At 69.3% G+C, this 12,149-nt stretch carries 12 protein-coding genes; 7 read left to right on the top strand and 5 right to left on the bottom strand.

All coding sequences use genetic code 11. The features are described 5' to 3' along the window. Positions 1 to 97: 97 nt before the first annotated feature. Both OO70_RS17330 and OO70_RS17325 read right to left on the bottom strand, forming a co-directional pair. Complete coding sequence (locus OO70_RS17330) at positions 98 to 1,003, bottom strand: carbohydrate ABC transporter permease (RefSeq protein ID WP_234336856.1); 906 nt, start codon at positions 1,001 to 1,003, stop codon at positions 98 to 100. A 105-nt stretch (positions 1,004 to 1,108) separates the two neighbouring features. Beyond that, on the bottom strand, positions 1,109 to 2,380 hold the full coding sequence (locus OO70_RS17325) for an ABC transporter substrate-binding protein (RefSeq protein WP_043671204.1): 1,272 nt from the start codon (positions 2,378 to 2,380) through the stop codon (positions 1,109 to 1,111). A gap of 168 nt (positions 2,381 to 2,548) precedes the next feature. Here OO70_RS17325 and OO70_RS17320 point away from each other — a divergent pair, with 168 nt between their 5' ends. The 5 genes from OO70_RS17320 to OO70_RS17300 all read left to right on the top strand — a co-directional run bounded on the left by OO70_RS17320 (position 2,549) and on the right by OO70_RS17300 (position 6,734). After that, positions 2,549 to 3,571 carry a LacI family DNA-binding transcriptional regulator gene (locus OO70_RS17320; RefSeq protein WP_043671202.1) on the top strand — a complete coding sequence of 341 codons (1,023 nt, stop codon included), beginning with the start codon at positions 2,549 to 2,551 and terminating at the stop codon, positions 3,569 to 3,571. A gap of 286 nt (positions 3,572 to 3,857) precedes the next feature. Beyond that, positions 3,858 to 4,739, top strand: a complete 882-nt coding sequence (locus OO70_RS17315) for an alpha/beta fold hydrolase (RefSeq protein ID WP_043671200.1) — start codon at positions 3,858 to 3,860, stop codon at positions 4,737 to 4,739. 123 nt (positions 4,740 to 4,862) lie between these two features. Continuing rightward, entirely contained in the window at positions 4,863 to 5,540 is a 678-nt protein-coding gene (locus OO70_RS17310; RefSeq protein ID WP_043671198.1) for a hypothetical protein, read from the top strand. 101 nt (positions 5,541 to 5,641) lie between these two features. Beyond that, positions 5,642 to 6,055 carry a DUF6153 family protein gene (locus OO70_RS17305; RefSeq protein ID WP_051741402.1) on the top strand — a complete coding sequence of 138 codons (414 nt, stop codon included), beginning with the start codon at positions 5,642 to 5,644 and terminating at the stop codon, positions 6,053 to 6,055. A gap of 67 nt (positions 6,056 to 6,122) precedes the next feature. Then, entirely contained in the window at positions 6,123 to 6,734 is a 612-nt protein-coding gene (locus OO70_RS17300) for a DUF305 domain-containing protein (protein WP_043671196.1), read from the top strand. A 50-nt stretch (positions 6,735 to 6,784) separates the two neighbouring features. Here the strand turns inward: OO70_RS17300 and OO70_RS17295 are convergent, their stop codons facing one another. Continuing rightward, positions 6,785 to 7,912, bottom strand: coding sequence for a DUF5954 family protein (locus tag OO70_RS17295; protein ID WP_043671194.1), 1,128 nt, complete (start codon positions 7,910 to 7,912; stop codon positions 6,785 to 6,787). Positions 7,913 to 8,077: 165 nt separating this feature from the next. Here OO70_RS17295 and OO70_RS17290 point away from each other — a divergent pair, with 165 nt between their 5' ends. Further along, positions 8,078 to 8,740 (top strand): NUDIX domain-containing protein, encoded by a 663-nt coding sequence (locus OO70_RS17290; RefSeq protein ID WP_043671192.1) that lies wholly within the window; start codon positions 8,078 to 8,080, stop codon positions 8,738 to 8,740. Positions 8,741 to 8,827: 87 nt separating this feature from the next. Beyond that, complete coding sequence (locus OO70_RS17285; RefSeq protein ID WP_043671189.1) at positions 8,828 to 9,826, top strand: aldo/keto reductase; 999 nt, start codon at positions 8,828 to 8,830, stop codon at positions 9,824 to 9,826. Here the strand turns inward: OO70_RS17285 and OO70_RS17280 are convergent. Beyond that, positions 9,816 to 10,601: a GntR family transcriptional regulator gene (locus OO70_RS17280; RefSeq protein WP_043671185.1), complete on the bottom strand. Its 786-nt coding sequence runs from the start codon at positions 10,599 to 10,601 to the stop codon at positions 9,816 to 9,818. The genes OO70_RS17285 and OO70_RS17280 overlap by 11 nt on opposite strands. Positions 10,602 to 10,633: 32 nt before the next feature. After that, the gene (locus tag OO70_RS17275; protein ID WP_043671182.1) at positions 10,634 to 12,127 is read right to left on the bottom strand and encodes a CoA-acylating methylmalonate-semialdehyde dehydrogenase; all 1,494 of its coding nucleotides are present in this window, start codon (positions 12,125 to 12,127) and stop codon (positions 10,634 to 10,636) included. Between the last annotated feature and the right edge of the window lie 22 nt (positions 12,128 to 12,149).

The raw sequence follows: 12,149 nt of genomic DNA, 5'->3' as shown, positions 1-12,149 counted from the left end.
CGTGTGGCCCAGGCGCGGCGGTTTCCGCGCGGCGCCGGTACGGTCCGCGGTGTCACCGATCGCCTTTGCGCTGTGGGCCGTTGGGATGTCGATGTGCTCACAGGTCCACCTCCCGGCGGCGCAGCAGGGCGGTCACGGACAGCGCGATCACGATCGAGACGACGAGGAGGAGCATCGCGACGGCCGAGGCGTAGCCGTAGCGGTCATCAGTGAAGGCGAGCTGGATGATGTAAAGGGCAGTGGACTGCGTGGAGTTGGCCGGACCGCCGGAGGTGAGCACCGCGATGATGTCGTAGAGCTTCAGCATCGTGATCAGCGAGATGGTGACGCTGATGGTGGTGCCCGGGGCCAGCATCGGGAACGTGATCCGGCGGAACCGCTGCCAGCGGCCGGCCCCGTCGACCATCGCGGCCTGGTACAGCTCGACGGGGATCGACTGCAGCGCGGCCAGGTGGACGACGGTGGTGAAGCCCGTCAGCACCCAGGTCGCGACGATCCCGACGGACAGGACGGCCAGGTGCGGACTGCCGAGCCAGGTGATCGGCCTGTCGATGATCCCCAGCGAGAGCAGGACGTTGTCGAGGATGCCGTCCCGGGCCAGGATGTAGCGCCAGACGAAGCCGACGATGACGCCTGACAGCACCTGCGGCAGAAACGCGACGGTACGCATCATGCGGAAGCTCAGCGACGTCCTGTTGAGCAGCAGCGCGAAGGCGATACCGGCGGCGTTGGCCGCGATCGTCACCGTGCCGGCCAGCAGGAGCGTGAAGCCGAGGCTGTCGGCCAGGGCGCTGTCGTGGGCCATCTCCCTGTAGTTGGAGAGGCCGACGAAGTCGGACCGCGCCAGCAGCGGGTTCTCGTTGGTGAGGCTCTTCCAGGCGCTCATGAGCACGGGAACGACGATGAACAGGACGTACAGGCCGAGTGCGACGAGCGCGATCGCGCCCAGGGCCGGGTCGCCACGGCGTCGGCGGACGCGGGTGGTCATGGTGGGGGTGGTCATGGTGGTTCCCTCGGGGGAGAGCTACGGAGCCGAAGCCGAAACCGGACTGAGAGCCGAAGCCGAAACCGGACCAAGAGCCGTTACGGCGGGGGCCGTTGAGGTGGCCTACTTGGTCGCCGAGTCCCAGGCCGCGTCCAGCTTGGCCAGCTGCCCGTCGATGTCGTCGGACGAGTACAGCGCCTGACTGGCCGCGTAGAAGGCGTTGTTGAGCCCGGAGGGCATGGAGTCGTCGTTGGTCGCCCAGCCGAACGACGAGACCTTCGTGTTCTGCTGGGTGACGTACGAGTAGGAGTCCTTGAAGACCTTGGTGACGTTCACGCCGTAGTCGTCGAGGGTCTTGCCCTTGAGCATCGGGAACGCGCCGTCACCCTCGATGAGGGCCTTGTAGTTGGCCGGGGCCAGCGACCAGGCCTCGGCGAACGCGGTCGCCTTCGCGGGGTCCGGCGTCTTGGCGCTGATCGCCATGGAGCCGCCCACCGAGAACGGCACCACGAGCGACCCGTCCTCGGTGGGGGTGAGGAAGGCGCCGAAGTCGTCGGCGTGATCCTTGGGCACCGAGCCCAGGAACCAGCTGCCCATCATGTACATCGCGGTCTTGCCGGAGGTGAAGTCCGTGATGGAGTCCGCGTACTTGACGCCGAGGGCGCCGTCCTCGAAGTAGCCGCTCTTGGCCATCGCCCGGTACTTGCCCACCGCCGCCTTGACGTCGGCGTCGGTGAACTTGACCTTGCCGGCGTAGCGTTCCTTCAGCCAGTTCGGGTTCTTGCCCAGCACGTCCGCCGACAGGATGCCGACCAGCGGCATCGACGCGGCGAACGGGTCGCCGCCGCCCAGCTCGACGGGCGTGACACCGGCGGCCTTGAGCTTGGCGCACACGGACATGAACTCCGCCCAGGTCTTGGGGGGTTGGGCGATGTGGGCCTTGGCGAACAGCTTCTTGTTGTAGAAGACCTCGGGGATGATCTGCGAGTTGGTCGGCGGGATGTAGACCTTGCCCTTGTAGGCGTTGCCCAGCGGCAGCAGGAAGTTGGCGTTCACCCACTTCTGGTCGTACGGCTTGAGCAGCCCGGCCGTCGCGAACGTCGACGGGGTGATCGACTGGAGCAGATCCGGGAACTGCCCCGAGGCCTGCAACTGCTTGGCGTACGCGTCCCGGTCGGTGCTCGGCGCGACGATCTTCTTCACCGTGACGCCCGGGACCTTCTTCTCCGCATCGGCGATCGAGGTGTTCCAGAACGTCGCGGTCAGGCTGGGGGTCTCGAAGGTGAGGTAGGTCAGGGTGCTGCCGGCCTTCGCGCCACCGGTCGACGCGGCGGAGCATCCGGTGAGGGCGAGCGCTGCGGCGAGGCAGACAAGGGTCGGACGTTTGCGCCTCATGGAAGTCTCCTGAAGGGACGATGCGGCCCGACGGACGGAGGCGGACCCAACTGGATCGACGCCGTGGCATCCTTCGAGATAACGTTATCGCGAGGATAGAAGCGCGTTGCGGGAATGTGTCAAGGGCCGGTCTGATATCGGTCCGATGTTTCGAGGAGGAGCTGCCGGATGACGCGAGCACGGCGTGACAGCGGGGGACGGCCCAAGCGCCCGACGATGGTCGACGTCGCGCGTGAGGCCGGGGTGGCCCTGCGCACTGTCTCCCGGGTGGTCAACCAGGACCCCACGGTGGGGCCGGAGTACGTCGTCAAGGTCGAGGCCGCGATCGCCGCGCTGAGCTACCGTCCGGACGACCGCGCCCGCCAACTGCGTACCGGCGTCACGGGAACGATCGGCGCGGCCGTCCGCCGGATCGCCGAGGTCAACCCCGAACTGGCCGCCATCGAACGGACCGCCAGGGACGCGGGACTGACCCTCTTCGCCGCCTCCACGGACTTCGACGAGACCAGGGAGCACGACATCCTGATCTCCATGTGCCGGCAACGCCTCGACGGCATCATCGTCGAACCGTTCGGCGAGAACCACGCCTACCTCCAGCCCGAACTGGACGCGGGCGTACCGCTGGTGGCCATGGACCGCCCGATGAGCGGCATCTCCGTGGACTGCGTCATGTCCGACAACGCCTCCGGCATCGGCATGGCCTTCCACCACCTCCACCAGCACGGCCATCGCCGGATCGCCTACATCGGCGACAGCGAACGCGTCCTCTCCGGCCGGGAACGTGCCGCCGCCTTCCGTGCCGCCCTGCGCGCCCACGGCGAGGCGGTCGAAGGCCTGGTACACCCCGGCGAGATCACCCCGGACCGCGTGGCCGCCGCCCTGGACACCGCACTGCACGGCCCGGACCCGGCGACCGCCCTGGTCACCGGCAACATGGACACCACCCTCGCGGTGCTACGGCACCTCGGCCCCCAGGCGGCCTCCCGCCTGGCCCTCGTCGGCTTCGACGAGGTCCCCCTGGCCGATCTCCTGCAACCCGCCCTCACCGTCATCGCCCAGCAGACCGCCGAGATCGGCCGGACCGCCGTCGAACTCCTCCGCGCCCGCATCGCCGACCCCGGCCGTCCTGTGCAGACCGTGGTCGTCCCGGTCACCTTGAAGGTCCGCGGTTCGGGGGAAGTGCGCGCTTGACGTCCGGGGTCGCGGCGGTGTCCGGGCGTCCGGGTCGCCCAGGTCATTCAAGATAACGTTATTTGAAATCGGTCGGTGTGGGCCCGCGACCGGTCGCGGCACAAGCGCCTGAACTGCCCAGCCGTGCGACGGCAGCACGACCGACTTCCTCTCTGCTGATAGCCCGTCCCTCCCAACGCAGGTCAGCGATCTGCCCCTGCGGCAACGGCATCTGACGTGCGGTGGAGCGTAGTTGACCGGTCGGCTAGCTTCGGAACCACGTTCCCTTCGAACCCGGAGTACAGCGATGAACGACAACGGACGTCAGGACGGCATCCACCCCTTCCCGGCCGGCATGGAGACGCGCGAGATCGAGACCAACGGCGCCACGATCCACGTACGCGTCGGCGGACAGGGGCCGGCGGTCGTCCTGCTGCACGGCTTCGGCACGACGGGCGACATGTGGGGTCATCTGGCGAGCGCACTCATCGACGACCACACGGTCATCGCGCCGGACCTGCGGGGGCTGGGCCTCTCGTCGAAGCCCGAGGGCGGCTACGACAAGAAGAACCAGGCGGCGGACGTGTGGGGCGTCCTGGACGCGCTGGGCGTGGGCACGATCGAACTGGTCACGCACGACATCGGCATCATGGTCGGCTACGCGGCTGTCGCCACCCACCCCGAGCGCGTCAGCCGATGGGTGGCGATCGACGCGCCGCTGCCCGGCATCGGACCCTGGGACCAGATCAGGCAGGATCCCGCCATGTGGCACTTCGGATTCGGCGGCCACGACATGGAGCGCCTGGTCGCCGGCCGCGAGCGCATCTACCTCGATCGTTTCTGGAACGAACTCTCCGTGGTCCCGGAGCGGTTCGACGAAGCGAAGCGCGAGCACTATGCGGCGCTCTACGCGCAGCCCGGCGCCATGCGGGCGAGCTTCGCCCAGTTCCTGGCGTTCGGTCAGGACGCGGCCGACAACGAGAAGTTCCTCGCTCAGGGCAAGCTGCGGATGCCGGTCCTGGCCTTCGGCGGCGAGGCTACCTTCGGCCCCGGTATCGGCGAGGTGCTGCGGTGTGTCGCCGAGGACGTCGAGGACGCGGTCATCCCGGACTGCGGGCACTGGATCACGGAGGAACAGCCGGAGGCCACGACGGATCTGGTCGTCGACTTCCTGCGCCGGGCGCACTGAGATTCTGCGGGGGTGTCGGTAGGAACACCCCCGATCCGGTCCTCAGGCCCAGGGACTGTGCGGGCCGGCGGCGGCAGGATTCATGGCGTACCCAATCCACCGCACGGAAATCCGGGGGACCCCATGAACGAAATGTCGGCAAGGCGTCTGACGGGCGGCGCGGGAATCGCCGCCGCCGTCGCTCTCATCGTCGAAGTGCCCCTGTACTTCATCTATTCGGGGCCGCCGCCGGACGCCAACGTTCTGGCCAGGCTGCTGATCGGGATTGTCGCGCTGGCATTCCTGCTCGTGTTCGTGACCGCGTTCCGCGAGCTGGTGAAGCGCGTGAATCCCGAGTACGAGTGGGTCGGTTCGCTGGCCTTCACGGCGGGGCTGGTCTACACGACGGTCACGCTGGTCTCCAGTGGTCTGGAGGCCGGTGCGGTGATCGCCGCGGACCATCCGATCGACCCGACGATCGAGGTCAGCGGCACGTACATCCTCTACGGGTCGATCTCCCGGCTCATGCTGGCGTTCTTCCTGAGCGCGCTGGGATTCGCCGTCTCCCGCACGAACATGCTGCCGCGCTGGACCAGCAGGTCGGCCTATGTCCTCGCCGGGATCAACCTGGCTTTCGTGCCGTCGCTGTTCTTCGGAAACACTCCGGCGCATTTCTACGCGGCGAACGGCTGGGGCACCACCGCGCTGATGGGCGCGATTCTCAGCTATTGGCTGCTGGCGCTCGGGATTTCCACCTACCGCAGCGCGAAGACGGCGGTTTCGGCTTCGGCATCGGAGCCGGCATCAGCAACGCGGTACTGACTCCGACCGCGGTGCCCGTCCCACGGAATGCGTGGGACGGGCACCGCCGTATTTCGCTACCCGGTCCCGCGGCGATACCCAGGGTGGGTATGCTGACGCCCATGGCCCGCCCCGGACACCCCGCGCTGCCGCAGCCGACGCTGCGGAACTGCGGGCTGCTCGTGGCCGCCCTGCTGCTGGGCCTGCTCGGTATGCACGGTCTCGGGCCCGTCCCCATGGCGGAACCCGCGCCCGGGCACACCGCGACGGTCACGACCGTAGCCCTCGGCGAGAAGGCGTCGACGCCGGATCCCTGCGATCTCGACTCCGGCGACTGCGGCAGCCACATGGCACACGCGGACGCGACCTGCGCCTCCGCCTCCGTCGCGGGGACCCCGGCTGTGATTCCGGTGCTCCAGCCCGATGTGGCGGCCTGCGCCGAAGTGCCGGACGGGCGGACGTCGTTGACCGACGGCGGTCCCGAAGGCGGCCGGGCCCCGCCCTCCCTCGCCGAACTCCAACTCCTGCGGATCTAGAGCGGCCCGCACGCGACTTCGCGTGCGTCGGCATGCCCTGAACAGACACCATCCCAGGAGTACCACCATGACCGCACAGCGCAGGTTCGTCCGTCGTGCCCTTCTCGCCGCTACCGCCTCGGTGGCCGCCCTCACGCTCGCCGCATGCGGCAGCAGCGGCGGCGACGGCAAGGCAAGCAGCGGGACCGCGACGGAGACCGCGACCGGCAGCCACAACGCCGCCGACGTCTCGTTCTCCAAAGAGATGATCCAGCACCACCGTCAGGCGGTGGAGATGGCCGGGCTGGCGGCCGGTCACGCCTCCTCGGCGCAGGTGAAGAGCCTCGCCACGAAGATCAAGGGCGCGCAGGACCCGGAGATCAAGACCATGTCCGGCTGGCTCACGTCGTGGGGCGAGCAGGTCCCCGAGGACATGTCCGGCATGGGCCACGACATGTCGTCCGCGGCGCCCGGCATGATGAGCGACGCCCACATGGGCGAGCTGGAGAAGATGTCCGGCACCGAGTTCGACAAGATGTTCCTCACCATGATGGTCGAACACCACGAGGGTGCCGTCGCCATGGCGAAGACCGAGAAGGCGGACGGCGAGTACGACCCCGCCACCAAGCTCGCGGCCAACGTCATCACGGCTCAGAGCGCCGAGATCGCGCAGATGAACAAGATGCTCGGCAAGGGCTGAGGCAGGCGCTGAACGGGGCCTGGCCGCGGACCACGCGGTCGGGCCCCGGCTCAGGAACTCTCCGCGGCCTCCCGCCGTAGGCGCTGCTCCTCGAACAGCCGCAGGAACTCCTTCGCCTGTTCCTCCGCGACGCGCCGCTGCTCGGCCTCCTCCTCGCTCAACTCCCGGTCCTCGTCGAGCAGTCCCTGCTCGCGCAGTTGCTTCTCCTGTACGGCGGTGGGCAGTTCGGGGTCCGGATCGGAGGGGCGCGGGCCCTCGGGACCGTCGGGGCCGACGCGCACGAGCCGTTCTACGCGCACGATCCGCGTCCGGCACCCGTCGATCTCGATCTCGTCGCAGCGCTCGGCGTCGATCCGGTCGGCCAGCCGCGCGTACTCGGCCCGCGTCTCCTCGTCGAGTTGCTCCATGACCGGGGCCATCACCCGCAGATAGGTGGTGAGCGTGTCCCGCGACCCCTGCGGGCTCGGGTTGGTCATCTGCGTCGGCTGCCAGCCGCCGTTCGCGTATTCCGCCGCGGTGAACTCGGCGGGCAGCAGCACGCCCCCGGGATGCGTCTCCAGCGCGCGCCGCGAGTCCTTCCGTACGGCGGCGGGAGCCGTGCCCCGGGCGTGGACCAGCGACAGCAACTCCATCCGCAGGATGCCCTCGGACATCCCGGTCGCGGTGAACGGGTCGATCACGAACCCCTTGGTACGGCTGCGGTATTCGTGCCCGTGGCCGACCTTCGCCGGGTCGGGGTCGGACGGCCGGGGCGGCTCGGGTCCCGTTGGTCCCATCCGGATGAACTGGTCGGCCCGTACGACCCGGAACCTGCGGCCGAGCACCGCCAGCTCGTTCACCGGCTCCCAGTCCAGCCGCTCCGCCATCCGCAGCCACTCCTGCTGCGCGGCCGTGTCGCCCGCCTCGCCGGCGTCCCGCGCCCGTTCGCGGAACGTCATCGCCATGGTGTCGCGCGAGCCCTGCGGGTAGGCGCTGGAGAACAGGGAGACGATCCGCCAGCCGCCGGTCTCCAGCTCCTCGGCCACCCCGAACACCGGGCCGCCGCCACCGAGGACGTTCGGATAGGCCTCGCGGGCCTGCCACGCCTCCACGTCCGCGAGGGCCGCCGCCGGGGCGTCCGGCAGCGCCTCCATCCTGATCATCCGGTATCCGGGAACCTGATCACCGTGCTCAGACATGCTTCCAGCATGCCCGGACAGCGGGACGGTACGCGACGAATCAACGCAACCGGTACACCAGTTGGGCTCGCGGACCACGGGCTTCGAACGCGCGTCCCGCGCCCAGGAGTGATAGAGGTCGGACATGAACAACGTGATCGTCTCCTCCCGCCCGGCCGGTGCCCGATGACCGCCGGCGCCGACACCCCCGACCGCCGGGGCCGCACCGGACTCGACCGCACCGGCCTCGACCTGACCGGCAACCCCCGCGTCAAAGTCCGCGACGTGACACTGCTGTCCAGCCACTGGTATGTCGAGCGCACCACGACCTTCGACTTCCGGCACGCCGACGGCACCTGGACCACCCAGGAACGCGAGACCCACGACCGCGGCAACGGCGCCACCCTGCTCCTCTACGACGCCGACCGCGAAACGGTCCTGCTCACCCGCCAGTTCCGCTTCCCCGTCTACGTCAACGGCCACCCCGACGGCATGCTCGTCGAGACCCCGGGCGGACTCCTCGACGACGAGGACGAGCACCCGGAGGAGGCCGTACGACGCGAGGTGGTGGAGGAGACCGGCCACACCGTGGGCGAGGTGGAGCACGTCTTCGACGTCTACATGAGCCCCGGCTCGGTCACCGAACGCATCGGCTTCTACGCCGCCTCCTACGGCCCCTCGACCCGCACCCACGAGGGCGGCGGCCTCCAGGAGGAGGGCGAGGACATCGAGATCCTCGAACTGCCCTTCCGCAGAGCCCTGGAGATGATCCGCACCGGGGAGATCGCCGACGCCAAGACGATCATGCTGCTCCAATGGGCGGCACTGGACGGGCCGTTCGCCAAGTAGCCGCCCAGGGCCTTGACTTGAAGTGCGCTCCAAGAGGAAGACTCCCGTTCGTGCCCGGAGGACCGGGTGCGAACGGGAGGGATCATCATGAAGTACCGCACCATCGGCACCGATCCGGCCCACCGTCGCGAGGTGAGCGTGCTCGCGCTCGGCGCGATGCTGTTCGGCTCCCGCACCGACGAGGCGACCTCCTTCGCCGTGCTCGACCGCTATGTCGAGGCCGGGGGAAACTTCATCGACACGTCCGACAACTACGCGTTCTGGACCGACGGAAGCCAGGGCGGCCAGAGCGAGAAGCTGCTCGGACGGTGGCGGCGCAGCCGCGGCATCGGCGACGAGATCGTCATCGCGACCAAGCTCGGCGCGCGCCCGCTGGCACCGGGCACGGGATTCGTCGACAACCCGGAGGGCCTGTCCGCGAAGGTCATCCGCGAGTCCGCCGAGCGCAGCCGTGAACGCCTCGGCGTCGACAAACTCGACCTGCTGTACGCGCACATCGAGGACCACGGCGTTCCGATACAGGAAACCGTAGAAGGATTCGCCGAGTTGGTGGCCGAGGGCACGGTCGGTCTCCTCGGCGTCAGCAACCACGCCGCCTGGCGGGTGGAACGGGCCCGCGCACTGGCCGCCGCGGCCGGACTGCCCGGCTACGAGGTGCTCCAGTACCAGCACAGCTATCTGCGCCCGCGCACGGACATCCCCCACGAGCTCTTCCCCGACGGCAGCCTCGGCGGAGCCACCCCCGACCTGCTCGGCTACCTTCGCGCCGAGCCCGCCCTCACCTTGGTCGCCTACTCACCCCTCCTGGCCGGCGCCTACACACGCCAGGACAAGCCCTTGGGCGCCGAGTACGACCACCCCGGCACCCCCGCCCGCCTCGCCGCGCTGCGGGAGGTGGCTCGGGACACCGGCGCGAGTGTCAACCAGGTCGTACTGGCCTGGCAGTTGGGCGGTCCGCTGCCGATCGTCCCGCTCGCCGGGGCGTCGTCGGTGGCCCAGCTGGAGGAGAACCTCGCGGCCGTGGACCAGGAACTGAGTGTCGAGCAGCGGGAACGGCTGGACTCCGCCGGAGCGGTCAGGGCCTGACCAGCAGCTGGAAGTCGAACGCGTACCGGGACGCCCGGTAGATGTGCGTCCCGTACTCGACCGGCCGGCCCGTGTCGTCGTAGGCCGTGCGCTGCATCGTGAGCAGTGCCGCGCCCTCCTTCTCGTCGAGGCGGGTGGCCTCCTCGGGGGTGGCCGAGCGGGCGCCTATCGTCTGGTGGGCGCTGTGCAGGGTGATGCCGGCGGTGCGCAGCATCCGGTACAGGCCCGTCGACTCCAGGCGGGCGGTGTCGAGGGGGAGCAGGCCCGCCGGGAGGTAGTTGCAGAGGAACGCCACCGGCTGGCCGTGCGTGGAGCGCAGCCGCTCCAGGAGCGTGACCTCGCTGCCCTCCGGGACACCGAGGGCGGCCGCGACATCCGCAGTCGCGGGCACGCCCTCGTTGCGCAGCACCTGCGTGGTCGGCCCCTGCCCTGCCGACTCCAGGTCGTCGTAGAGGCTGCTGAGTTCCAGCGGTCTCTTGACCTGGCTGTGCACCACCTGAGTGCCGACCCCGCGCCGCCGGACCAACAGCCCTTTGTCCACAAGGGATTGGATGGCCTGGCGGACGGTGGGGCGGGACAGGCCGAGGCGTACGGACAGGTCGATCTCGTTGCCCAGGAGGTTGCCCGGCGCGAGGGTCCCGTGCTCGATCGCCGCCTCCAGCTGTTGCGCGAGCTGGTAGTACAGCGGCACCGGACTGTTGCGGTCCAGGGCGAAATGCAGGGCATCGAGCGGGGACCCGGTCGCGGCACGCGCGTAGTCACCGGTCTTCGCCACAGGGGCACCTCCTCACGGATCGTGACGGTTTGTCAGGAGTTGCTGGGGAAGCCGAGGTTGATCCCGCCGTCGGCCGGGTCGGGCCAGCGGGTGGTGATCACCTTGCCCTGCGTGTAGAAGGCGATGCCGTCGTTGCCGTAGATGTGGAGGTCCCCGAAGAGGGAGTCCTTCCAGCCGCCGAAGGAGTGGTAGCCCACGGGCACCGGGATCGGCACGTTCACGCCGACCATGCCCGCCTTGACCTCCATCTGGAAGCGCCGGGCGGCGCCGCCGTCGCGGGTGAAGATCGCGGTGCCGTTGCCCCAACGGGAGCTGTTGATCAGGGTGATGGCCTCGTCGTAGGACTCGGCGCGGACGACGACCAGGACCGGTCCAAAGATCTCGTCCTTGTACGCGTCCGCCGTCAGCGGCACCTTGTCGAGGAGGGAGACGCCGAGGAAGAAGCCGTCCTCGTGGCCCTCGACCGAGAGACCGGTGCCGTCGACGACGACCTCGGCGCCCTGCGCGGCGGCCGAGGCGACGTACGACGCCACCTTGTCGCGGTGCTCGCGGGTGATGAGCGGGCCCATCTCGGAGGCCGGGTCGTTGCCGGGGCCGATGCGCAGCTTGCCGGCGCGCTCGGCGATCTTTCCGACCAGCTCGTCGCCGGTGTCGCCGACCGCGACCACGACGGAGACAGCCATGCAGCGCTCGCCGGCCGAGCCGTAGGCCGCGTTGATCGCCTGGTCGGCCGCGAAGTCCAGGTCCGCGTCCGGCAGGACCAGCATGTGGTTCTTGGCGCCGCCGAGGGCCTGCACGCGCTTGCCGTGCTCGACCGCCTTGAGCTGGATGTACTTCGCGATCGGCGTCGAGCCCACGAAGGAGACGGCCTCGACGTCCGGGTGCTCCAGGATGCGGTCGACGGCCACCTTGTCGCCCTGTACGACGTTCAGGACACCCTGGGGCAGGCCCGCCTCGGAGGCGAGTTCGGCCAGGCGGAACGACGCCGACGGGTCCTTCTCGCTCGGCTTCAGCACGAACGTGTTGCCGGTCGCGATGGCCAGCGGGAACATCCACATCGGCACCATGGCCGGGAAGTTGAAGGGCGTGATGCCCGCAACCACGCCCAGCGGCTGGCGGATCGAGGCCACGTCCACGCGGTTGGAGACCTGCGTCGACAGCTCGCCCTTCAGCTGCACGCTGATGCCACAGGCCAGTTCGACGATCTCCATGCCGCGCGCGACCTCACCGAGCGCGTCCGAGTGCACCTTGCCGTGCTCGGCGGTGATCAGCTCGGCGATCTCGTCGCGGTGCGCGTCCAGCAGCTCGCGGTACTTGAACAGGATCGCGGTGCGCTTGGCGAGTGAGGCGACGCCCCAGCTCTCGAACGCGGCCTTCGCGGAGGCGACGGCGGCGTCCACCTCGTCGACGGTCGCGAAACCGACCTGCTTCTCCTGCGCGCCGGTCGCCGGGTTGTATACGGGACCGAAACGGCCGGACGTGCTCTCGACGGGCTTGCCGTCGATCCAGTGGGTGATCGTCTTCATGGTGCAAGTGCCTTTCGGGGGA

The sequence above is a fragment of the Streptomyces xylophagus genome (genome assembly GCF_000716435.1).
Classification (GTDB): Bacteria; Actinomycetota; Actinomycetes; order Streptomycetales; family Streptomycetaceae; genus Streptomyces; species Streptomyces xylophagus.
The sequence above is the reverse complement of the archived record's forward strand: the minus strand, read 5'-3'. Positions and strand labels throughout refer to the sequence as shown.

What these genes read in the sequence shown, in the direction of transcription:
- OO70_RS17330 (WP_234336856.1), bottom strand. Translation starts at nt 1,003, where the DNA reads ATGACCACCCCCACCATGACCACCCGCGTCCGCCGACGCCGTGGCGAC.
- OO70_RS17325 (WP_043671204.1), bottom strand. Translation starts at nt 2,380, where the DNA reads ATGAGGCGCAAACGTCCGACCCTTGTCTGCCTCGCCGCAGCGCTCGCC.
- OO70_RS17320 (WP_043671202.1), top strand. Translation starts at nt 2,549, where the DNA reads ATGACGCGAGCACGGCGTGACAGCGGGGGACGGCCCAAGCGCCCGACG.
- OO70_RS17315 (WP_043671200.1), top strand. Translation starts at nt 3,858, where the DNA reads ATGAACGACAACGGACGTCAGGACGGCATCCACCCCTTCCCGGCCGGC.
- OO70_RS17310 (WP_043671198.1), top strand. Translation starts at nt 4,863, where the DNA reads ATGAACGAAATGTCGGCAAGGCGTCTGACGGGCGGCGCGGGAATCGCC.
- OO70_RS17305 (WP_051741402.1), top strand. Translation starts at nt 5,642, where the DNA reads ATGGCCCGCCCCGGACACCCCGCGCTGCCGCAGCCGACGCTGCGGAAC.
- OO70_RS17300 (WP_043671196.1), top strand. Translation starts at nt 6,123, where the DNA reads ATGACCGCACAGCGCAGGTTCGTCCGTCGTGCCCTTCTCGCCGCTACC.
- OO70_RS17295 (WP_043671194.1), bottom strand. Translation starts at nt 7,912, where the DNA reads ATGTCTGAGCACGGTGATCAGGTTCCCGGATACCGGATGATCAGGATG.
- OO70_RS17290 (WP_043671192.1), top strand. Translation starts at nt 8,078, where the DNA reads ATGACCGCCGGCGCCGACACCCCCGACCGCCGGGGCCGCACCGGACTC.
- OO70_RS17285 (WP_043671189.1), top strand. Translation starts at nt 8,828, where the DNA reads ATGAAGTACCGCACCATCGGCACCGATCCGGCCCACCGTCGCGAGGTG.
- OO70_RS17275 (WP_043671182.1), bottom strand. Translation starts at nt 12,127, where the DNA reads ATGAAGACGATCACCCACTGGATCGACGGCAAGCCCGTCGAGAGCACG.